General features: G+C 69.0%; 20 protein-coding genes and 1 riboswitch. Of the genes, 13 read left to right on the top strand and 7 right to left on the bottom strand.

Annotation, left to right across the window (positions count from 1 at the left end; translation table 11 throughout):
* Positions 1 to 3: 3 nt before the first annotated feature.
* Together B3D50_RS00590 and thiC are read right to left on the bottom strand one after the other, a co-directional pair.
* Positions 4 to 504 carry a Panacea domain-containing protein gene (locus tag B3D50_RS00590; protein ID WP_286948795.1) on the bottom strand — a complete coding sequence of 167 codons (501 nt, stop codon included), beginning with the start codon at positions 502 to 504 and terminating at the stop codon, positions 4 to 6.
* A gap of 90 nt (positions 505 to 594) precedes the next feature.
* A complete protein-coding gene (gene thiC, locus B3D50_RS00585; RefSeq protein ID WP_286948793.1) occupies positions 595 to 2,502 on the bottom strand; it encodes a phosphomethylpyrimidine synthase ThiC in 1,908 nt (635 codons plus the stop codon).
* Positions 2,503 to 2,571: 69 nt separating this feature from the next.
* Positions 2,572 to 2,681: riboswitch (TPP riboswitch) on the bottom strand.
* Between the two features lie 56 nt (positions 2,682 to 2,737).
* Between thiC and B3D50_RS00580 the strand changes: the two genes are divergently transcribed.
* Positions 2,738 to 3,190 (top strand): GNAT family N-acetyltransferase, encoded by a 453-nt coding sequence (locus B3D50_RS00580; RefSeq protein ID WP_286948791.1) that lies wholly within the window; start codon positions 2,738 to 2,740, stop codon positions 3,188 to 3,190.
* 224 nt (positions 3,191 to 3,414) lie between these two features.
* Positions 3,415 to 4,077 carry an aspartate/glutamate racemase family protein gene (locus B3D50_RS00575; RefSeq protein ID WP_286948790.1) on the top strand — a complete coding sequence of 221 codons (663 nt, stop codon included), beginning with the start codon at positions 3,415 to 3,417 and terminating at the stop codon, positions 4,075 to 4,077.
* Positions 4,078 to 4,202: 125 nt separating this feature from the next.
* Here the strand turns inward: B3D50_RS00575 and B3D50_RS00570 are convergent, their stop codons facing one another.
* The gene (locus B3D50_RS00570) at positions 4,203 to 4,487 is read right to left on the bottom strand and encodes a hypothetical protein (protein ID WP_286948788.1); all 285 of its coding nucleotides are present in this window, start codon (positions 4,485 to 4,487) and stop codon (positions 4,203 to 4,205) included.
* A gap of 93 nt (positions 4,488 to 4,580) precedes the next feature.
* On the opposite strand from B3D50_RS00570, the gene B3D50_RS00565 reads away from it, so the two are divergent.
* Complete coding sequence (locus B3D50_RS00565) at positions 4,581 to 5,339, top strand: ribonuclease T2 family protein (RefSeq protein WP_046651835.1); 759 nt, start codon at positions 4,581 to 4,583, stop codon at positions 5,337 to 5,339.
* Between the two features lie 47 nt (positions 5,340 to 5,386).
* A complete protein-coding gene (locus tag B3D50_RS00560; RefSeq protein ID WP_046651837.1) occupies positions 5,387 to 5,764 on the top strand; it encodes a hypothetical protein in 378 nt (125 codons plus the stop codon).
* 27 nt (positions 5,765 to 5,791) lie between these two features.
* On the opposite strand, the gene B3D50_RS00555 is transcribed toward B3D50_RS00560, so the two are convergent.
* From B3D50_RS00555 to B3D50_RS00545, 3 genes are all read right to left on the bottom strand, one after another.
* Positions 5,792 to 6,820 carry a hypothetical protein gene (locus B3D50_RS00555; RefSeq protein ID WP_286948784.1) on the bottom strand — a complete coding sequence of 343 codons (1,029 nt, stop codon included), beginning with the start codon at positions 6,818 to 6,820 and terminating at the stop codon, positions 5,792 to 5,794.
* A 92-nt stretch (positions 6,821 to 6,912) separates the two neighbouring features.
* Positions 6,913 to 7,680: an ABC transporter permease gene (locus B3D50_RS00550; RefSeq protein WP_003163885.1), complete on the bottom strand. Its 768-nt coding sequence runs from the start codon at positions 7,678 to 7,680 to the stop codon at positions 6,913 to 6,915.
* Entirely contained in the window at positions 7,680 to 8,615 is a 936-nt protein-coding gene (locus tag B3D50_RS00545; RefSeq protein ID WP_286948781.1) for an ABC transporter ATP-binding protein, read from the bottom strand. Before B3D50_RS00545 ends, B3D50_RS00550 begins: the two co-directional genes overlap by 1 nt.
* A 150-nt stretch (positions 8,616 to 8,765) precedes the next feature.
* Here B3D50_RS00545 and B3D50_RS00540 point away from each other — a divergent pair, with 150 nt between their 5' ends.
* Positions 8,766 to 10,091, top strand: coding sequence for a PQQ-dependent sugar dehydrogenase (locus tag B3D50_RS00540; RefSeq protein ID WP_286948779.1), 1,326 nt, complete (start codon positions 8,766 to 8,768; stop codon positions 10,089 to 10,091).
* Positions 10,092 to 10,348: 257 nt separating this feature from the next.
* On the top strand, positions 10,349 to 12,148 hold the full coding sequence (locus tag B3D50_RS00535) for a long-chain-acyl-CoA synthetase (RefSeq protein WP_286948777.1): 1,800 nt from the start codon (positions 10,349 to 10,351) through the stop codon (positions 12,146 to 12,148).
* On the opposite strand, the gene B3D50_RS00530 is transcribed toward B3D50_RS00535, so the two are convergent.
* A complete protein-coding gene (locus tag B3D50_RS00530) occupies positions 12,145 to 13,134 on the bottom strand; it encodes a helix-turn-helix domain-containing protein (RefSeq protein WP_286948775.1) in 990 nt (329 codons plus the stop codon). The two genes, B3D50_RS00535 and B3D50_RS00530, sit on opposite strands and share 4 nt — an antisense overlap.
* A 194-nt stretch (positions 13,135 to 13,328) precedes the next feature.
* On the opposite strand from B3D50_RS00530, the gene B3D50_RS00525 reads away from it, so the two are divergent.
* The 7 genes from B3D50_RS00525 to B3D50_RS00495 all read left to right on the top strand — a co-directional run bounded on the left by B3D50_RS00525 (position 13,329) and on the right by B3D50_RS00495 (position 19,656).
* On the top strand, positions 13,329 to 14,081 hold the full coding sequence (locus tag B3D50_RS00525; protein ID WP_232463908.1) for a DUF2306 domain-containing protein: 753 nt from the start codon (positions 13,329 to 13,331) through the stop codon (positions 14,079 to 14,081).
* 112 nt (positions 14,082 to 14,193) lie between these two features.
* On the top strand, positions 14,194 to 15,063 hold the full coding sequence (motA, locus tag B3D50_RS00520) for a flagellar motor stator protein MotA (protein WP_003163893.1): 870 nt from the start codon (positions 14,194 to 14,196) through the stop codon (positions 15,061 to 15,063).
* Positions 15,064 to 15,153: 90 nt separating this feature from the next.
* Positions 15,154 to 15,471 (top strand): hypothetical protein, encoded by a 318-nt coding sequence (locus B3D50_RS00515; protein WP_286948772.1) that lies wholly within the window; start codon positions 15,154 to 15,156, stop codon positions 15,469 to 15,471.
* A gap of 139 nt (positions 15,472 to 15,610) precedes the next feature.
* The gene (locus B3D50_RS00510) at positions 15,611 to 15,898 is read left to right on the top strand and encodes a hypothetical protein (protein WP_052747950.1); all 288 of its coding nucleotides are present in this window, start codon (positions 15,611 to 15,613) and stop codon (positions 15,896 to 15,898) included.
* Between the two features lie 133 nt (positions 15,899 to 16,031).
* A complete protein-coding gene (mnmC, locus tag B3D50_RS00505; protein WP_286948769.1) occupies positions 16,032 to 17,882 on the top strand; it encodes an FAD-dependent 5-carboxymethylaminomethyl-2-thiouridine(34) oxidoreductase MnmC in 1,851 nt (616 codons plus the stop codon).
* Positions 17,883 to 17,928: 46 nt separating this feature from the next.
* Positions 17,929 to 18,336 carry a DUF6491 family protein gene (locus B3D50_RS00500; protein ID WP_046651900.1) on the top strand — a complete coding sequence of 136 codons (408 nt, stop codon included), beginning with the start codon at positions 17,929 to 17,931 and terminating at the stop codon, positions 18,334 to 18,336.
* 159 nt (positions 18,337 to 18,495) lie between these two features.
* Positions 18,496 to 19,656 carry an efflux RND transporter periplasmic adaptor subunit gene (locus B3D50_RS00495; RefSeq protein ID WP_046651901.1) on the top strand — a complete coding sequence of 387 codons (1,161 nt, stop codon included), beginning with the start codon at positions 18,496 to 18,498 and terminating at the stop codon, positions 19,654 to 19,656.
* Positions 19,657 to 19,662 lie beyond the last annotated feature (6 nt).

The following is a 19,662-nucleotide window of genomic DNA, read 5'->3' as shown; positions in this document are numbered from 1 at the left end:
AGGTCACTGCAATGAGAATGGGACAAACGCGTGTGAATAAAAGCGTACGATACTATCGTCCTTGATCTTCATGCCTGGATTCACCACGCCAGCGTGGTTCCAAGCTTCGTCCCAAGGCCCCCCCTCGGCATGACTTAGCTCAACTAGATCGCCAGCTCGAATTTGGCTGTAGAAAGACACAACCTTCTCTAGGAGCACGGCAGTTTCAGAATCAAACTTATATTCCGCTATTCGGGAAGCCCCTGATGCGGGATCAATTGTTGATGCCCGAGACAAGATTGGGGACCGGTCAAATTTTCGAAACTCGCGATACAAGTAAGGAAGAACCGGTCCAAATTCCCAAGCTTCAAACGAGTGCTTTATAAGCGGACGATTTAGTTCAATAAGGCTCCACACATGGCAGAAATACACTATTTTCTGTAGCGATAGGTTGGACACCGGGCGATCAAATTTCTCGCATGTGTCGAGCACAAAGTTAGCTATCGCTTTGCCGTCATAAGCCATAAGCGCGATCCGTTCCTTTTCTGTTCTATCCGGAGTCGCCGCAAGACACAACGGCTGGGCAGTTCAGCACCGCCCAGCCTGCGCCTCAAATCACACCTTCACCTCAATCTCCCCGCCCCCGGCTCGGAACTTCGCGCTCATCTCGGCCATGCCCGCCTCGGCGTCCGTCAGGCTGGCGCCCGCGTCGTTCTGGGCCTTGGCGGCGTCGCGGATGTCCTGGCTGATCTTCATGCTGCAGAATTTGGGGCCGCACATGGAGCAGAAGTGGGCGGTCTTGTGCGCCTCCTTCGGCAGGGTCTCGTCGTGGAATTTGCGGGCGGTCTCGGGGTCCAGGGAGAGGTTGAACTGGTCCTCCCAGCGGAACTCGAAGCGGGCTCTGGAGAGGGCGTCGTCGTGGGCGCGGGCGCCGGGGTGGCCCTTGGCCAGGTCGGCGGCGTGGGCGGCGATCTTGTAGGTGATGACGCCGTCCTTGACGTCCTGACGGTCGGGCAGGCCCAGATGCTCCTTGGGCGTGACGTAGCAGAGCATGGCCGTGCCGAACCAGCCGATCATGGCCGCGCCGATCGCCGACGTGATGTGGTCGTAGCCGGGAGCGATGTCGGTGGTCAGGGGCCCGAGCGTATAGAAGGGCGCCTCGTGGCAGTGCTTGAGCTGCTCATCCATGTTGGCCTTGATCTTGTGCATCGGCACGTGGCCGGGGCCTTCGATCATGACCTGGCAGCCCTTGGCCCAGGCGATCTTCGTCAGCTCGCCGAGGGTGCGCAGCTCGGCGAACTGGGCTTCATCGTTGGCGTCGGCGATGGAGCCGGGGCGCAGGCCGTCGCCCAGCGAGAAGCTGACATCATAGGCGCGCATGATGTCGCAGATGTCCTCGAAATGCTCGTAGAGGAAGCTCTCCTTGTGGTGGGCCAGGCACCACTTGGCCATGATGGAGCCGCCGCGCGAGACGATGCCGGTCACCCGCTTGGCCGTCATCGGCACGAAGGGCAGGCGCACGCCCGCGTGGATGGTGAAGTAGTCGACGCCCTGTTCCGCCTGTTCGATCAGGGTGTCGCGGAAGACTTCCCAGGTCAGATCCTCGGCGACGCCGCCCACCTTCTCCAGCGCCTGATAGATGGGCACGGTGCCGATGGGGACGGACGAGTTGCGGATGATCCAGTCGCGGATGTTGTGGATGTTGCGGCCGGTCGACAGGTCCATGACATTGTCGGCGCCCCAGCGGGTGGCCCAGACCAGCTTGTCCACCTCGTCGTCGACGCTGGACAGAACAGCCGAGTTGCCGATGTTGGCGTTGATCTTCACCAGGAAGTTGCGGCCGATGATCATCGGCTCGACTTCGGGGTGGTTGATGTTGTGCGGGATGATGGCGCGGCCGCGGGCGATCTCCTGACGGACGAACTCGGGCGTGACGAAGTCGGGGATCGAGGCGCCGAAGTCTTCGCCGTCGCGGATGCAGGGGGCGGTCTGTTCGCGGCGCAGATTCTCGCGGATGGCGACGTATTCCATCTCGGGCGTGATGATGCCGGCGCGGGCGTATTCGTACTGGGTGACGGGGCGGCCCTCGACGCCCTTGAACACGCGGTGGTTGGAGACGTCGAAGCGGGGGGCGAGGTGCTTGCCCGACGCGTGGCCGTTGTCCTCGGGCTTGACCTCGCGCGGATTGGCGACGGGGGCGATGTCGCCGCGATCCAGCTGCCAGTTGGATTTGACCTTGGGCAGGCCCTTCTTGATGTCGATCGTGACGTTCGGGTCGGTGTAGGGGCCGGAGGAGTCGTACATCGTCACCGGCGGCTCATTGGCGCTGGGGTGGACGGCGACTTCGCGGAAGGGAACGCGGATGTCGGGGAAGAGCTCGCCCGCCACATAGACTTTGCGCCCGCCCGCGCGAGGGCCGGTGGGGATGCGGCCGTGCTCGGCGGCGACTTCCTTGCGGGCGTCGGCGAGAGCCAGATCGACCTGAGGCTCGTGCGGCTGTTCGTTGGAAACGTGGATATTCATTGTGGCGGCCTCCTGCGAGAAGAGGTCCGCCGGCGCGGTTTGAGCGCCTCCTACGCCGGACTTCGGGCGTCGAAAGCGGTGAACTCGTCCCTTCGCCGGCATGACCCGGATCAGGTTCGACGGGTCAGAGGAGAAACCTCAATCTCAGCCGCTCGATTGCGACCCCCCGGAGAACGGCGCGACCCTAGCCCCTTTCCCCTGCGGGTCAAGCCGCGGGCGTGCTAGGGATCGGGACATGTTGACCATCCGCCCCTATCGCGCCGAGGATCGTGAGGCCTGCCTGGCTCTGTTCGACGGCAATACGCCGCGCTTCTTCAATGAGAGCGAGCGCGAGGGATTTGTCGCCTGGCTGGACGACCAGGCGCTGCGTCTGCCTTATCTGGTGATCGAGCGCGACGATCGGATCGTCGCCTGCGGCGGCCACGCCGTCCAGCCGGACGGGAGCAGCGTGGCGATGTGCTGGGGCATGGTGGGGAACGCCCTGCACGGCCAGGGTCTGGGCCGGGCGCTGACCGAGGCGCGGCTGGCGGCGGCGCGGGCGACGCCGGGCGTCCGACGCGTGGTGCTGGACACCGGCCCGCACACGCACAGCTTCTACGCCCGCTTCGGCTTCAAGACGGTGAAGGTCACGCCTGACGGCTATGCGCCCGGCATGGATCGCTGGGACATGGTGTTGAAGCTGGATTGAGGGAGAGGGGGCGGCCCGGCTTCTCAGTCGGGGGGGCGTTAAGGCCGGGCCGCCGCAGACTTCGTCGGGGTTGGGGGGGCGTCCGACGTGTCCGATTGCACAATCCCCGGCCGCGATGTTGGTTCCGCCGATTTTCGCGTGTTAACGCTCTTTGTCGAACAATAATCGTTTTTCCCGCTGCGCCCGGTTTACTTGGCGCGCGGCGGTTCAGCGGGATCGTAAACATGGCGCGCGTACTGGGCGTTCTGGGCGGCATGGGGCCGGCCGCGACAACAGCCTTTCTGGCGCGGGTGCAGGCGCTGACTCCAGCGGCGGGCGACGAGGACCACATCCGCGTCATCGCCGACATCAACCCCCAGGTGCCCAATCGCCATACGCAGCCTGATGCGGCGGGCCTGACGCTGGGCGAGATGGCGCGGGCGCTGAAGACGGCGGGGGCGCAGGTGCTGGCCATGCCGTGCAACACGGCCCACGCCCATGCGGACGCCATCCGCGCGGCGGGCCTGCCCTTCATCGACATGATCGCCGAAACCGCGAAGGCGGCGGGCGCGACCGGGGCGCGGCGGGTCGGGGTGCTGGCCACGCCGGGCGCGGCCTTGCTGTACGCCGAGGCTCTGGCCGCCGAAGGACTGGAGATGGTCGCCCCCTCCCCCGCCGAGCGCGAGCGGTTCATGCAGGTCGTGTTCGGGGTCAAGGCGGGCGACGTCGGATCTGACCAGCGCGCGGCCATGCGCGATTTGGCGAAGGCGCTGATCGCGGCGGGGGCCGAGGCGGTGATCGGCGGCTGCACCGAGGTTCCACTGCTGCTGGATCAGGGCGACGTGGACGCGCCGCTGATCGACTCGGCCGAGGTGCTGGCGCGGGCCTGCGTGGCGGCGTGCCGCTGACCGGCCGCTAGGCGAGGCGCTGGAGCGCGATCACCCGCTGCGTTGAGCCACTGCTAGAACACGCCCTATGGCGCTCGGCGGAACGATGGGCCCTCGGGACAAGCCCGAGGGTGACGGAGGAGAGGTCAGTTCTCCGACTTCCTGCCCATCAGGGGCGACAGCAGGCTGTTGACCTCGTCCATCTGGCCGTGGCCCTGGGCGGCGCGGTGCTCCAGTTCGGCGGCGCGACGCTCAAGCGCGCGCGCGCGTTCGGCGCGCGGGTCGTCCTCGGGCACGGCGTGAAGGGCGGGACGACGGGCCTCCAATTCGGCGATCAGCTCGTCGAAACGGGCCTGGTTCATGTTCTCGCCCTGCTCGAACAGGGCGATGGCTTCCTCCAGGGCGGCTTCAAAGGCGTCTTGATCGGGCATGGGCCTCATCCTCTTATGCTTACGCTTTCAATGAGCGGGGCCGTGCGCCGGTTCCGCCTTGGCCGCCGATCACGCAGGGTTTACGAGACCGCCATGCGCACCCTTTTCGCCTCCGCCGCCCTGATGGTCCTGCTGACCGCCTGCACCGTGTCGACGGAAGCGGCGCCGGAGCGAGCCGAGGTCGCGGGCGCCGTCTGCGACGTGCCGGACGACCTGCGCCCCGCCCGCCCCTATCGCATTCCGCAGGACGAGGTGGCGGCCGACGTGCCGGTCGCCTTCAACATGCTGGCTGTCAGCTGGTCGCCCCAGGCGTGCCGCAGCGGCAAGGACTATCCCGACGAACGCTATCAGTGCGCGGCCAACCAGTTCGGCCTGACCCTGCACGGGCTATGGCCCAACGGCGCCGACAATAAACACCCGCGCTATTGCGCCGCGCCCGGCCCGGCCATCCCGGTCGAGACGGTGCGCGAGCATTTCTGCATGATCCCCTCGCCCAGCCTGCAGCAGCACGAATGGGCGGCGCACGGCACCTGCGGCTGGGACAGCCCCGAGGCCTATTTCGAGCAGGCGGCGAAGATGTGGGACGGGCTGAACAAGCCCGATCTGGAGGCCATCCCCGCCCAGCGCCTGACCGCCGGGGCGATCCGCGACGCCTTCGTCGCCGCCAATCCGGGCTTCCCGCGCGACGGGGTGTTCATCGCCACCACTGACGGCTGGTTCCGCGAGGCGCGGCTCTGCTACTCCAAGGACTATCGGCCGATGCGCTGCCCGCGCGGCCTGGGCGCGCCGGACCGCGCGCGGCTGAAGCTGGCCCCGAAAGGGGTTCCGGGCGGCGTGCAAACCGCCGGTTAACCAAAGCAGGCTCAGGCTGCGGGGCTGCTGTTTCGCCCGAGGCCGTCATGTCGACCATGCTGACCCAGTCCCGCCGTCGTTCCAGCGACCATTTCCAGCCCGAGGACATGGAGCCTCAGGAGCAACGCCGCCTGCGCGGCCTGCTGGAGCAGATCGACTACGCCGCCTATGTCGCCAACCGCGAACTGATCGGCCACGCCCTCGCCCAGGTGGATGTCGGCGCCTTTCAGAAACTGGCCGTGCTGACGGCCCAGGCGCGGGCGCGCTGGGGCGCCGAGGCCGTGCGCCTGGCCGAATCCGGCGCCCCGGCCACGCCCGACCAGGTAGCCCGCCTGACCGCCGCCCGCACCGCCTATGACGAGCTGGCCGAGGCCTATGACGCCCTGCGCCGCATGGTGGAGCGGGGCTATCTGCCGCTGAAATAGACGCCGGGCGTCAGTCCAGCCGCGAGATCAGTCCAGCTTCTGCGGCCGGGTGACGATGGGGGCGTTGGGATCGGTCTGAGCCGGGCGCGCCTGGGTCGGCGGCGGGCCTTCGACCTGTGCCGGGGCGTCGGGCTGCGACGCGGCGGGCGGCGCCACCACGACAACAGGCGGGGGCGGCGTCGTCGCCGGAGGCTGGATCACGGGAGCCTGAGCCGCAGGCGACGGGACCGGCCGGGTCAGCGCAGGGGTCGAACGCGCAGGCGCGGGCGCCGCAGCGACTCGCGTCGAAGGCGACGGCGCGCGGGCGGCCGGAGCGGCGGCGGGCGGCGTCTCGACCGGAGCAGGCTGCGGCGTCGGCGTTTCGAGCGGGACGGCGGGGGCCTCGACGGCGGGTTCCGTTGCGATGACGGGCGGCGGCGCGGCGTCTTCCCCGCCCGAGCGGGCCCACAACCAGACCGCCACGGGAACCAGGACGGCGGCGGCCGCCACCCCGGCGTAGAGGGGCCAGCGCGAGCGGGGCTTGGGCGAAGCGGGCGCGGCGATCGTCTCAACCACCGGCGGCGCGGCGGGCGGGACGACGGGGGCCGGCGCCGCGGTTGGCGCGGCCGGAGCCGGCGCGGCGGGCGTCGGGCTGGGCGCGGCTTGCGGCAGGGGGCGCGGCGTCAGCGGGGCGGCGGGCGTCGGAGCCGGCGCCGGTTGCTGGACGGCCGGTTGCGGCGGGGTCTGTTGCAGGGCCGGGCCGTTCGGCGCGGGGCGACGGCGCGGGACCATGGAGCCGCCGAACACGTCGGCGGGTCGGGCGGCGGGCGCGGCCGGGCGCGGGGCGGCGGGCTGGGCCGCCTGCGGGCGCGCGGGGGCGGGCTTCGGCTGCGCCGGTTTCGGGTGCGGCGGCATGGCGGCCAGGCGCGCCAGGCCCTCGTCGCGCGGCAGGGGGCCGACATGGAAGGCGGCCTGGGGCGGGCGGCCCCAGGTGATCTGGCCCCGGCGGAAGGGCTCGGGGGCGCGCGGGGCGGGCTGCGTTTCAGGCGACTGGGGCTTGTCGTCGGCGTCGGACATTCGGTCTCCGGCGCCCGGCCGGGCGCGCATCAGGTCGAAAAGGCGTTAGAGGGCCAGGACGGTGAGCGCCGAGTTCGGCGCTTTCGTGGCCTTCAGTTCTTCAGACGATAGCCCGTCTTGAAGATCCAGCCCACCACCGCCAGACAGGCGAAGAAGAAGCCCAGCGTGGCCGCAAGGCTGATTTCGACGCTGACGTCCCCCACGCCGTAGAAGGCCCAGCGGAAGCCCGAGATCAGATAGACCACCGGGTTGAACAGGGCGACCGTGCGCCAGCCCTCGGGCAGCATCTCGATCGAATAGAAGGCGCCGCCCAGGAAGGTCAGGGGCGTGACGATCAGCATGGGCACGAACTGAAGCTGCTCGAAATTCTGCGCCCAGACCCCGATGATGAAGCCGAACAGGGCGAAGGTGGTCGAGATCAGGATCAGGAAGGCCAGCATCCAGAAGGGGTGCAGGATCTCGAGCGGCACGAAGAAGGCCGCCGTGGCCAGGATGATGAGGCCGAGGATCGCCGACTTGGTCGCCGCCGCCCCGACATAGGCCAGCACGATCTCCAGCGGCGACACAGGCGCGGACAGGATCTCGTAGATCGTCCCGGTGAACTTGGGGAAGTAGATGCCGAAGGAGGCGTTGAAGATCGACTGGGTGAACAGGCTGAGCATGATCAGCCCCGGCACGATGAAGGCGCCGTAGGGAACGCCGTCCACCTCGGTCATGCGGCTGCCGATGGCCCCGCCGAAGACGACGAAATAGAGCGACGTCGTGATGACCGGCGTCACCAGCGACTGCCACAGGGTGCGTAGGGCCCGCGCCATCTCGAAGCGATAGATGGCCCAGACGCCGTATCCGTTGAAGCTCATCACGCGGCCTCCCGATCCTGATGGACCAGGCCGACGAAGATGTCCTCGAGCGAGCTCTGGCGGGTGCTGAGATCCTTGAAGCCGACGCCGAGATCCGACAGACGGCGCATCAGGGACGGGACGCCGGTCTTTTCGGCGTTGGAATCGAAGACGTATTCCAGCTCGGTCCCGTCGCCTTGCAGCGTCAGGTTCCAGTCGGCCAGTTCGGGCGGCAGGGCGGCGAGCGGCTCCTGAAGCTGAAGGGTCAGGGTCTTCTTGCCCAGCTTCTGCATCAGGTCGGCGGTCTTCTCGACCAGGATCAGCTCGCCCTTGAGGATGACGCCGACGCGGTCGGCCATCTCCTCGGCTTCCTCGATGTAGTGGGTGGTCAGGATGATGGTCACGCCGCGCTCGCGCAGGCGCCGCACTAAAGACCACATGTCCCGGCGCAGCTCGACGTCGACGCCCGCCGTGGGCTCATCGAGGAACAGGATTTCCGGTTCGTGGCTCAGGGCCTTGGCGATCATGACGCGGCGCTTCATCCCGCCGGACAGGGTCATGATCTTGGCGTCCTTCTTGTCCCACAGGCTGAGGTCACGAAGGATCTGTTCGACATAGGCCGGGTTGGGCGCCTTGCCGAACAAGCCCCGGCTGAAGGTTACGGTGGCCCAGACGGTCTCGAAGGCGTCGGTCGTCAGTTCCTGCGGCACCAGGCCGATCTTGGTGCGGGCGGCGCGATAGTCGGACTGGATATCGTGGCCGTCGGCGGTGATGGTCCCGGTCGAGGGCGTGACGATGCCGCAGACGATGGAGATCATCGTCGTCTTGCCCGCCCCGTTCGGCCCCAAGAGGGCGAAGATCTCGCCCTTCTCGATCTCCAGATCGACGCGTTTCAGGGCCTGATGGCCGGACTTGTAGGTCTTGGTCAGACCTTCGATGGAAATGACGACTGGCATGGAGCCCCTCCCGGCTTCGGGGAAGGCAGATAAGAAGCGGCGTGATGCGGCTCAAGGGTACGCCCGCCCTCTTCCAACGGGAGGGGGTTGCAGGAGCGATCCGCCCTGAAAGGCGTTATAGTCGAGGCCGAACCGCACAGGACGATCGCCATGTCCCCTCGCCGCCCCCTTCTTCTGGCCCTGCCCCTCGTCGCCCTGCTCGGTCTGGCGGCCTGCGAGACCGAAAGCGTGCTGCCGGAGACAGACGGGTTCGGCGCCGCGCCCAACCTGCCGGCGCCCCGGCCCCAAGCCGTGCCGACCGTGAAGATCGCCCGCGCCGTCGGCTGGCCGCAGGGACAGACGCCGGTTGCGGCGACGGGCCTGGCGGTGAACGCCTTTGCGACGGGGCTGGATCATCCGCGCTGGCTCTACGTCCTGCCCAACGGCGACGTCCTGGTCGCCGAATCCCAGGCGCCCGCCAAGCCGAAAGAGAAGAAGGGGGGCCTGCGCGGCTGGATCGAAGGGCTGGTGATGGCGCGCGCCGGATCGGGCGACCGCCCCAGCGCCGACCGCATCAGCCTGCTGCGCGACGCCGACGGCGACGGGACGGCGGAGACGAAGACCGTCTTCCTGAGCGGTCTGACCTCGCCCTTCGGCATGGCCCTGGTCGGAGAGCGGCTATACGTCGCCAACGCCGACGCCGTGATCATGGTCCCCTATCAGACGGGCCGGACGCGCATCGACGCGACGCCGGTCAAGGTCGCGGACCTGCCCGCCGGGCGCAATCATCACTGGACCAAGAGCCTGATCGCCTCGGCGGACGGGACCAAGCTGTATGTCGGCGTCGGCTCCAACTCCAACATCGGCGAGAACGGGCTGGACGAAGAGGTCGACCGCGCCGCCATTCTGGAGATCGACGCGGCGACGGGCGCACGGCGCGTCTTCGCCTCGGGCTTGCGCAACCCGGTCGGCCTGGCCTGGAATCCGCAGGACGGGCGTTTGTGGACCTCCGTCAATGAGCGCGACGCCCTGGGCGACGATCTGGTCCCCGACTACATGACCTCGGTCAAGCCCGGCGGATTCTATGGCTGGCCGTGGAGCTATTACGGCCAGAACGTCGACGAACGGGTGCAGCCCGCCCGGCCCGACATGGTCGCCAGGGCGATCAAGCCCGACTACGCCCTGGGATCGCATACGGCCTCGCTGGGCCTGACCTTCTATACGGGGGGGCTGCTGCCCCAGTGGCGCGACGGGGCGATCATAGGCCAGCACGGATCGTGGAACCGCAATCCGCCCTCGGGCTACAAGGTCATCTTCGTCCCCTTCCGCGACGGGCGGCCGGACGGGCCGCCGCAGGATGTGCTGACCGGCTTCCGCAACGCAAGGGGCGAGGCCATGGGGCGGCCGGTCGGGGTGGCGGTAGACGGACGCGGCGCCCTGCTGGTCGCCGACGACGTGGGCGACGCGGTCTGGCGCGTGACGCCCGCCTCGCGATGAGATGCGGCGTCCGCCTGATCAGTCATGAGGGCGCGGGCCCGATTTCATCTGTAGACGATCCAGTGTGGAACCGCCGATCAGCGCCGGATCAGCTTGACCTTAGGTCGGCCTTCGACTTGACCCTACGTCATTGAAAAGGACGCGAAAGCTTGCCTTTTTGTCGAATGGCCCCGCCTGCGTCTCCGCCGCCGGTTGACCCGCCGCCCCGCGCCGTCCATCAACCATGACAAAGGCAATCGGGAAGAGGCGGCGCACCCATGGGACTGGCGGCAAACATCCGGCGTGACATCAAGTTCGCTGGCGGGCTGTTCAGACTTCTGAAGCGCATCAAGCCCATCACGCTCGACAGCGACGTCCTGGCCTGTGACGACATCGAGGAGGCGGTCGACAGGTTCGGCCCCAACATCGCGGTCGAGGACGAGAGCCGCAAGCTGACCTATCGCGAGTTCGAGGCCCTGGCGAACCGCTACGCCAACTGGGCCAAGAGCCGCAATCTGAAGCGCAGCGATGTCATCGCCCTGGTGATGCACAACCGCGTGGAATACGTGGCCGCCTGGTTCGGCTTCTCCAAGGTCGGGGTGGCCACCGCCCTGATCAACAACAATCTGACCGGCGCGGCCCTGGCCCACTGCCTGACCATCTCGACCGCCTTCAACGTGGTGACGGACGAGGACTGCTGGCAGGCGGTCGAGGACGCGCGCGGCCTGGTCGACCGCAACCTGATGATCTGGGTCCACGGCCTGGGCGAGGAGAACGAGACCAACGCGCGCCGCGACCTGGACAATGCCGTGCGCAGCGCATCGTCCGTGCGGCCCGACCGTTCGCTGCGTCAGGGCATGACCAACCGCGACACGGCCCTCTATATCTACACCTCGGGCACGACCGGCTTGCCCAAGGCGGCGCGGATGCCGCATTCGCGGGTGCGGACCTATATGCGCGCCTTCGCCGGGGCCACGGCCTCGACGCCGAAGGACGCCCTGTTCAACGTCCTGCCGCTGTATCACTCGACCGGGGGGCTGGTCGGCGTCGGCTCGGTGCTGCTGAACGGCGGGCGGATGATCACGCGGCGGCGCTTCTCGGCCACGCATTTCTGGCCCGACGTGAAGACGACCGGCGCGACCATGTTCGTCTACATCGGCGAGCTGTGCCGCTATCTGATCAACAGCCCCGAAAACCCGGACGAGAAGGGCCACAAGCTGCGGCTGGCCTTCGGCAACGGCCTGCGCCCCGACGTCTGGCCCGAGTTCCAGAGCCGCTTCGGCATCAAGGACATTCTTGAGTTCTACGGCTCGACCGAGGGCAACGTCTCCCTGTTCAACTTCGACGGCAAGGCCGGGGCCATCGGCCGCGTGCCGGGCTTCCTGAAGTCGCAGATCAACATCCGCCTGATCGACCTGGACCCGGAGACGGGCGAGCCGGTGCGCGGCCCCGACGGCCTGTGCCGCCTGGTGCCGACCGGCGAGACGGGCGAGGCCATCGGCCAGATCGGCAGCGACATCCGCCACGACTTCTCGGGCTACGCCGACAAGAAGGCGTCGGAGAAGAAGATCCTGACCGACGTGTTCAAGAAAGGCGACCGCTGGTTCCGCACCGGCGACCTGATGCGCCAAGACCGTCAGGGCTACCTCTATTTCATGGACCGCCTGGGCGACACCTTCCGCTGGAAGGGCGAGAACGTCTCGACCGCCGAGGTCGAACAGCGCCTGTCCGAGGCGCCGGGCGTGCAGGAAGTCATCGCCTATGGCGTCGAGGTGCCGGGCCAGGAAGGCAAGGCGGGCATGGTCGGCCTGGTGCTGGACGAGAAATTCGACGCCGCCGCCTTCGCCGCCTGGGCCGATGAACAGCTGCCGACCTACGCCCGGCCGGTGTTCGTGCGGATGCTGAAGTCGGCCGACACCACCGGCACCTTCAAATACCGCAAGGTCGATCTGGTCGCCGACGGCTTCGACCCGGACAAGGTCGACGGCCCCGTCTGGGTGCGCGGCGGCAAGGCCGGCTATCAGAAGCTGACCGCCAAGGCGCGCGAGGCGATCCTGAACGGTGAGACGCGGCTCTAGACGCGCGCGCGAAACGCCTGCGGCGTCACGCCGGTCTGCGCCTTGAAGGCGCGGTTGAAGGGGCCGATCGACCCGAAGCCGCAGTCATAGGCGATGGTCAGGATCGGCAGCCGGCGCAGGGCCGGGTCCGCCAGCCGCCGTTTCGCCTCCTCGATGCGGAAATGATTGGCCATCTGGCTGAAGTTGCGGAAGCCCAACCCGGCGATGCTGCGGCTGACCTTGTATTCCGCCTCGCCCAGACGCTGCGCCAGATCCGACACCTTGAGGCTGGGCTGGGCGTAGAGCGCCTGTTCGGTCATCAGACGCAGGATGCGCTCGCCCAGGTCCGCCTCCGCATCGGTCCGGGGCCGGGCGCGACTGCGAACGGCCGTCGTCAGCGGGCGGCGGCGACGCCACCAGACGGCGAAGCCCATGCCGCCCAGGGCGATCAGGGCGCAGACAGCCTTGATCTCGCCGCTCCAAAGCGCGGCCCAGCTCCCCTCCGGCGCGCCGTTCACCCAGACGACGGCGACCGCCAGGATCGCCGCATAGCCGACAGCGAAGCCGATGCGGAAACCGCGCTCCGAGGCGGAAACGCCCGACCCCAGCCGCTTGAGCGGCTCGACGGCGGCGAGCAGCAGCAGGGCGGAGCTGACCAGGCCGCTCAGATTGTCCACCATGCGCAGCCCGGCGGCTGAAACATCCGGCGCCAGGCGCAGGAAAGCCCCCGCCCCCACTAGAGCCAGAACCACAAGCAGGGGCCATCGGGCGCGAGCGCGCCCGGCCGTAAGAGGCGGCTGGAACAGGGCGCGGACCAACAGCCAGGACCAGCCGCAGGTGGCGTCGCCCAACACCGCGACCGCTTCCGACGCCATTCCGAAGCGATGGCCCATGACCTGCGCCAGGCAGAAGGCCGCCACCGCTGTCGCGAAAAGACCGCCGTACAGCGCCAGGTCCGTCAGGCGCGACCCGGCGCGCGGCGCCGCGATCAGGCCATAGGCGCTCATCACCGGACCGCTCCGCGCGAGAACGGCGGAAAATCCATGGCCGATTTCCAAATCGGCGAGATCGCGACGGCCAAACCGCTCACAGCCCGGATCACCTCAAACGAACCAGGGACGCACAGGACGTGACGATATCGAAAACCGCAAGCCCCCCGATCCGCGCGCGATCGGACGCAAGCCTGCTACGGCGGTCCGGCGTGATCTGGTTCGGCGTCGCCGCGATCGGCCAGGCCGCCTTCGTCTGGATGATCCTGGCCCATTTCGGACGGCGGACCCTGATCGGGGACTTCGCCGGCTGGAACGACAAGCCTCTGATCAAGGGCTATGCGCCCGGCGACGACGTGGGGAATGTGATGTTCGCCATCCACGTCCTGCTGGCGGCGGTCGTCACCTTGGGCGGACTGATGCAGCTGATTCCGGCCCTGCGGCGCCGGGCGCCGGCCTTCCATCGCTGGAACGGGCGCGTCTTCCTGATCACGGCCGTCGTCATGGCGGTCGGCGGCCTGTGGCTGACCTGGGGGCGAGAGACCTATCTGTCGCTCATATCGGCCGTCGCGGTCTCGGTGGACGGAGCGCTGATCCTGATCTTCGCCGCCCTGGCCTGGCGCACGGCCGTTCGACGGGACTTCGAGGCGCATCGGCGATGGGCGATGCGCGCCTTTCTGGCGGTCAACGGCGTCTGGTTCCTGCGGATGGGACTGATGGCCTGGGCCATCGCCACGGGCGGCCTGGGCATGAACAAGACCCTGTCCGGCCCGGCCGACATCGTACTGCAGTTCGGCGCCTATCTCATTCCCCTGGCCCTGTTCGAAGCCTATTGGCGCGCAGGACGCAGCGCCCGCCGCGGCCTCCAGCGGCTGACCGTCGTCGCGATGGGGCTGGCCGCCGCCGTCACGGCCCTGGGCGTTTTCGGGGCCGTCGTCTTCATGTGGGGCCCCTATATGCTCTAGCGTCGCCCATCTCGCGTTTTCGTCCCGAACCGGGATTCGCGAAACGCGGCCTTAAGCATTAACGCCGATAACGGCGTCCTGACCCTTCGGCTCCAGGACGCCTGCTCGCCTCATGTTCCAGATCATCGGCATCGTCATGCTGTTCGCCATGGTGTTCGGCAGCTTCCTGCTGCACGGCGGCAAGATGGCGACGATCCTCTATTCGCTGCCCTATGAGCTGATGGCCATCTTCGGGGCGGGCATCGCGGCCTTCCTGATCTCCAACAGCCTGCCGGTGATCAAGGCCACCCTGGGCGGTCTGGGCAAGTGCTTCGCCGGGCCGAAGTGGAAGAAGCAGGACTACAAGGATCTGCTCAGCCTGCTGTTCCAACTGACCAAGACGATGAAGTCCAAGGGCGTGATCGCCCTGGAAAGCCACATCGAAAAGCCGGCCGAGAGCGCCATCTTCCAGAAATACCCCAAGGTGCTGAAGGACCACTTCGCCACCGACTTCATCTGCGACACCCTGCGGATGATGACCATGAACCTCGAGGATCCGCACCAGATCGAGGACGCCATGGAGAAGCAGCTGGAGAAGCACCACCACGAGGCCCTGGCCCCGGCCCACGCGCTGCAGACCCTGGCCGATGGCCTGCCCGCCCTGGGCATCGTCGCCGCCGTGCTGGGCATCATCAAGACCATGGGGTCGATCACCGAACCGCCGGAAGTGCTGGGCGGCATGATCGGCGGCGCCCTGGTCGGCACCTTCCTGGGCGTCTTCCTGGCCTATGGCCTGGTCGGGCCGTTCGCCTCGCGCCTCAACGCCATCGTCGAAGAGGAAGGCGCCTACTACAAGATCATCCAGTCGGTGCTGGTGGCCCACCTGCACGGCAATGCGGCCCAGATTTCGGTCGAGATCGGCCGCGGCGACATCCCCTCGACCGCCCAGCCGTCCTTCACCGAAATGGAAGAAGCCCTGGCCGCCGCGCCGATGGACGCCTGACGCGCTGCGGCGATCTTCGGAACACGGAGCGTTCACGACGGTTCTCTCAGGATCACGGCCGCGTGCGCGGCCCTATGCCGGAGCCGTCCCATGCCTGTGCGTCTCGCCCGCCGTCCCGCCCATTTCGCAGCCGCGCTCGGCGGCCTGTCGATTCTGATGCTGACCGCCGCGTGCAACGAACGGGCGCCCAAACGGCCCGCCTCCCTGGCCGACCCCGCGCCCGCAGCCGCCGCGCCTCCGGTCAGCCCCGCGCCCGCGCCCGATTTGACTGGAACGGCGGCCCCGCCGCCGGGCGACGCGGTCCCCGTCCCCACGCCCCCGACCCTGCCGGCCGATCCGAACGAACCGACGCCGCCCGATCCCATGGACCCGACGGCGCCGCGTCCCGTTCCCCCGGACAACCCCTGAATTTCGCGCGGGAATTCGGCCCGCCTCAAGTTGTCTTCACGAACGCGTGAGAAATCGCTTGCACTCCCGCTCACGAAGCCGTTATCACTTCCTCAGCGAGGTTCATGGTCTCGCTTTTACCTTCTGAAGGAAGAAACCTATGCGCATCACCGCTCTGATCGCCGCTTCGGCCGCCGCTCTGGCCCTGGCTGCTTGCCAACCGGCCGCCACGGACAAGGCTGAAGACGCCGCCGCCGACGCCACCGCCGCCGCCGACACCGCCGCCGACGCCGCTGCTACGGCTGACGCCGCCGCCACCGACGCCGCCGCCGCCGCTGGCGAAGCTGCCGGCGAAGCCACCAAGGCTGCCGACGCCGCTGCTGCTCCGGCCGCTGACGCCGCTGCCGCTCCGGCCGCTGCTCCGGCTGCTCCGGCTGCCGCTCACTAAGACTTATGTCTTGGATCGCGGTCTTCGGATCGCGATGCGGAAAGGGGTCGTCCTCACGGACGGCCCCTTTTTCATGTCCGCTTTCCAGGCAGGGCGGCTTTCGTCCGACGGCGCGGCCCGATAGACCCCCGCCATGACCGCCGCCCCGCCCTCCGACGACGCCTCGCCCCAACTGCTGTGGGCCGACGACGGCTCGCCCCGTTCCGGGCGATTCGGCGATGTCTATTTCTCCAAGGACGACGGCCTGGCCGAGACCCGCGCGGTCTTCCTGCAGGGCTGCGGCCTGCCCGAGGCCTGGTCCGGGCGATCCGCCTTCACCGTCGGCGAGCTGGGCTTCGGCACCGGGCTGAACATCGTCGCCCTGCTGGACCTGTGGCGGCGCACGCGCGCGGACGGGGCGCGGCTTAAAGTCTTCTCCATCGAAGGTTTCCCGCTGACGCGCGATGAGGCCGCGCGCGCCCTGGCCGCCTGGCCCGAGCTGGCCGGGACGGCCGCCGGGGTGCTGGACGCCTGGCCCGCCGGGACGCCCGGCTTTCATCGGCTGGACCTGCCACAGTGGGGGACGACGATCGACCTGGCAGTCGGCGACGCCCGTTGGGCGCTGGACCAATGGTCGGGACCAGCCGACGCCTGGTTCCTGGACGGGTTCTCGCCCGCGCTGAACCCCGGCATGTGGTCGCCCGAGATCCTGGCCCTGGTCGCGGCGCGCTCCAGCCCCGGCGCGCGGCTGGCCACCTTCACCGTCGCCGGAGCCGTGCGGCGCGGCCTGGCCGAGCACGGCTTCACCGTCGAGAAGAAGCCCGGCCACGGCAGGAAGCGCGAACGGCTGGAGGCGCGCATGGCGGGCGAGGCGCCGACGGAGCGCCCCCGCCATGTCGCCGTGATCGGCGCCGGAATCGCGGGCGCCGCCGTCGCCCGCGCCCTGATCGCCGAGGGCGCGCGCGTCACGGTCGTCGAGGCCGAGCGGGCGGGCGCGGGGGCCTCGGGCTTTCCCGCGTCGCTGGTCACGCCGAGGTTGGATGCCGGCGACGCCTTCATCGCCGGCTTCCACGCCCAGGCGCTGGAGCGGGCGGGAAACCTGTACCGCGCCCTGCCCGGCGCCGTCGTCGCCGAAGGGGTGCTGCAACTGGAGCAGGCGCCGCGCGACGCCGCCCGCTTCGACAAGATCGCGGCCCAGCCCCTGTGGCCCGCGGGCGCCATGCAGCGGCTGCACCCCGCCGCCTGCGCCGAGCGCCTGGGCGAGCCCACGACGCGCGGCGGCCTGATGATGGGCCAGGCCCTGGCGGCGCGCTCCAGCGCCATACTGGAGCCGTGGCTGGCGGGCGCCGAACAGGCGGCGGGACGCGTGGCCGTGCTGGAGGCGACCACAGACGGCTGGCGCGTGAAGGGCGAGGACGGCGCCGTGTTGGTCGAAGCGGACGCCGTGGTGCTGGCGGCGGGCTGGGGGTCGGCGCGGCTCATGCCCGACCTGCCGTTGTCGCCGGTCGCGGGACAGGCGGACTGGATCGAAGGGACGCCGCCGCCTCTGCCCGTCGCCTGGGGCGGCTACGCCGCGCCGACCGGGAACGGGATGCTATATGGCGCCACCCACGACCGGGGCGTGAAGACGCCCGAGGCCTCCGATGCGGCCAGCGCCCGCAACCAGGCGACCCTGGCCGCCGCCCTGCCCGCCCTCGCCGAGGCCGTGGATCAGACCCCCGCCGAGGCGCGCGGCCGCCGGGTCGCCGTGCGGGCCACGACGCCCGACCGCCTGCCGCTGTGCGGCGCCTGGGGCGAAACGGGCCTGTATGTCCTGACGGGGCTGGGCTCGCGCGGCTTCTGCGTCGCCCCCCTGCTGGGCGAGCATCTGGCGGCGCTGATCATGGGACGGCCTTTGCCCCTGCCGGTCGAGGCGATACGGCGGCTGAACCCGCGCCGCCATCAGCCGCAACCGACGGCGCCGTCGGACGTTGACCGCAAAGGTTCATCTTCAGGCGCTATCTGAACCAGGGCGAGCCGCCGCCTGGGCTCGAAATCTCATGGAGCACGCCATGTTCGTCCGCCTCGCCTATACCGCAGCCGCTCTGTTCGCCCTGACGGCCTGCGCGCCTGTGTCAAAGCCCGCAGACGGGACGACGACCGCCGCCGCAAACGCACGCAAATGCTTCTTCCAGAGGGATGTGCGCAGCTTCCGCGTCTCGGCGGACGGGCGGAAGGTCTATGTGCGCGAACTGGACAAGACGATCTATCGGCTTGATGTGGCGGGATCCTGCCCCGAGTTGCGCGACGCCCTGGCCATTGGCTTCGCGCCGATGGGGGGAACCAGCAGCCTTTGCACCGGCGACTACACCCGTCTGGTCGCGGGCGGCTCGCCTTCGGCCATGCCGTGCAGCGTGCGCATGGCCGGCGCCCTGACCGACGCCGAGGTCGCCGCCCTGCCCCAACGCGACCGGCCCTGAACCACGCTCGCGTCGGTTGCAGATTACATCGCAGTAATTGCGAATGAGTCGTTTGAGCGCGGATCGCCGAACGGGTAAACAGCGTTGCTATGCCCGCGACGCCGGACAGAAGGTTGGCGCGCGCCTGACTGTACGCTCAACCTCCCAGGATATCCGCACGTGGCGACCTCTCGACGCTTTCCGGCCCGGCTGAACGTCAGCCTGACTCTCGCCTTGGCTTCAAGTCTGACCCTGGCCGCCTGCGGCGGACACGGGGACGAAAAGGACAAGAAGGACGGCGCCTCGCGCCAGACCGTCAGCGCGACGACGGCGACCTCGGTCGCCCTGCCTCGCACCGTGGTCGCCTCGGGCACCGTCTCGGCCTGGGAAGAGGTGCCGGTCGGCGCCGAGACCGGCGGACTGACGGCGACGACCCTCTATGTCGACGAAGGCTCCTATGTCCGTCAGGGCCAGCCCCTGGTGCAGATGAACGACGTCCTGCTGCGCGCCCAGGTGCGCCAGCAGCAGGCGGCGGTGCAGACGGCCGAGGCCAACGTCGCCCGCGACGACGCCGCCCTGGCCCGCGCGCAGGAGCTGAAGACGCGCGGCTTCCTGAGCCAGGCGTCGCTGGACACGGCCCTGGCCAATCAGCGCGCCTCGGCGGCCGGTCTGGCCTCGGCCCAGGCCGCCCTGGCCGAGACCCAAACTCGCCTGTCCCAGGCCACCATCCGCGCGCCGGTCAGCGGCCTGATCATCAGCCGCAGCGTCACCAAGGGCCAGATCATCAGCGCCGGAACCGAACTGTTCCGCATGGTGCGCGACGGTCGTCTGGAGTTGGACGCCCAGGTGCCGGAGACCGAATTGCCGTTGATCCAGGCCGGTCAGAGCGCGGCCGTCACCTCCAGCCAGGCCGGTTCAACCACGGGCACGGTCCGCATCGTGACGCCCGAAGTCGATCCGCAGACCCGCCTCGGCCTGGCGCGCATCAGCCTGGCGCCCGGCAGCGCGCTGAAACCCGGCATGTTCGCCCGCGCCGCCATCGAGGCGGGCGCCCGACCGGCGACCGTGGTGCCGACGGACGCGGTCCTTTACCGCAGCAACAAGTCAGGGGTGTTCGTGCTGAACGCCGACTCCTCGGTGCGGTTCGTTCCGGTGACGGTGCTGTCGCGGCGCGACGACCAGACCTCGGTCGAGGGGCTGAACGCGGGCGTCCGCGTCGTGGTGGCCGGCGCCGGCTTCCTGAACGACGGCGACAAGGTGACAGTGGCCGCGCCGCGCGCCGCTGCGCCCGCAGCGGCTCCGGCCGCCGCCCCCGCCGCCCAAGCGCCCGCCAAGAAGTAAGGCCCG

The sequence above is a fragment of the Brevundimonas sp. UBA7507 genome (genome assembly GCF_002478355.1).
GTDB classification, from domain to species: domain Bacteria; phylum Pseudomonadota; class Alphaproteobacteria; order Caulobacterales; family Caulobacteraceae; genus Brevundimonas; species Brevundimonas diminuta_D.
This window is presented reverse-complemented; position numbering and strand designations above follow the sequence as displayed.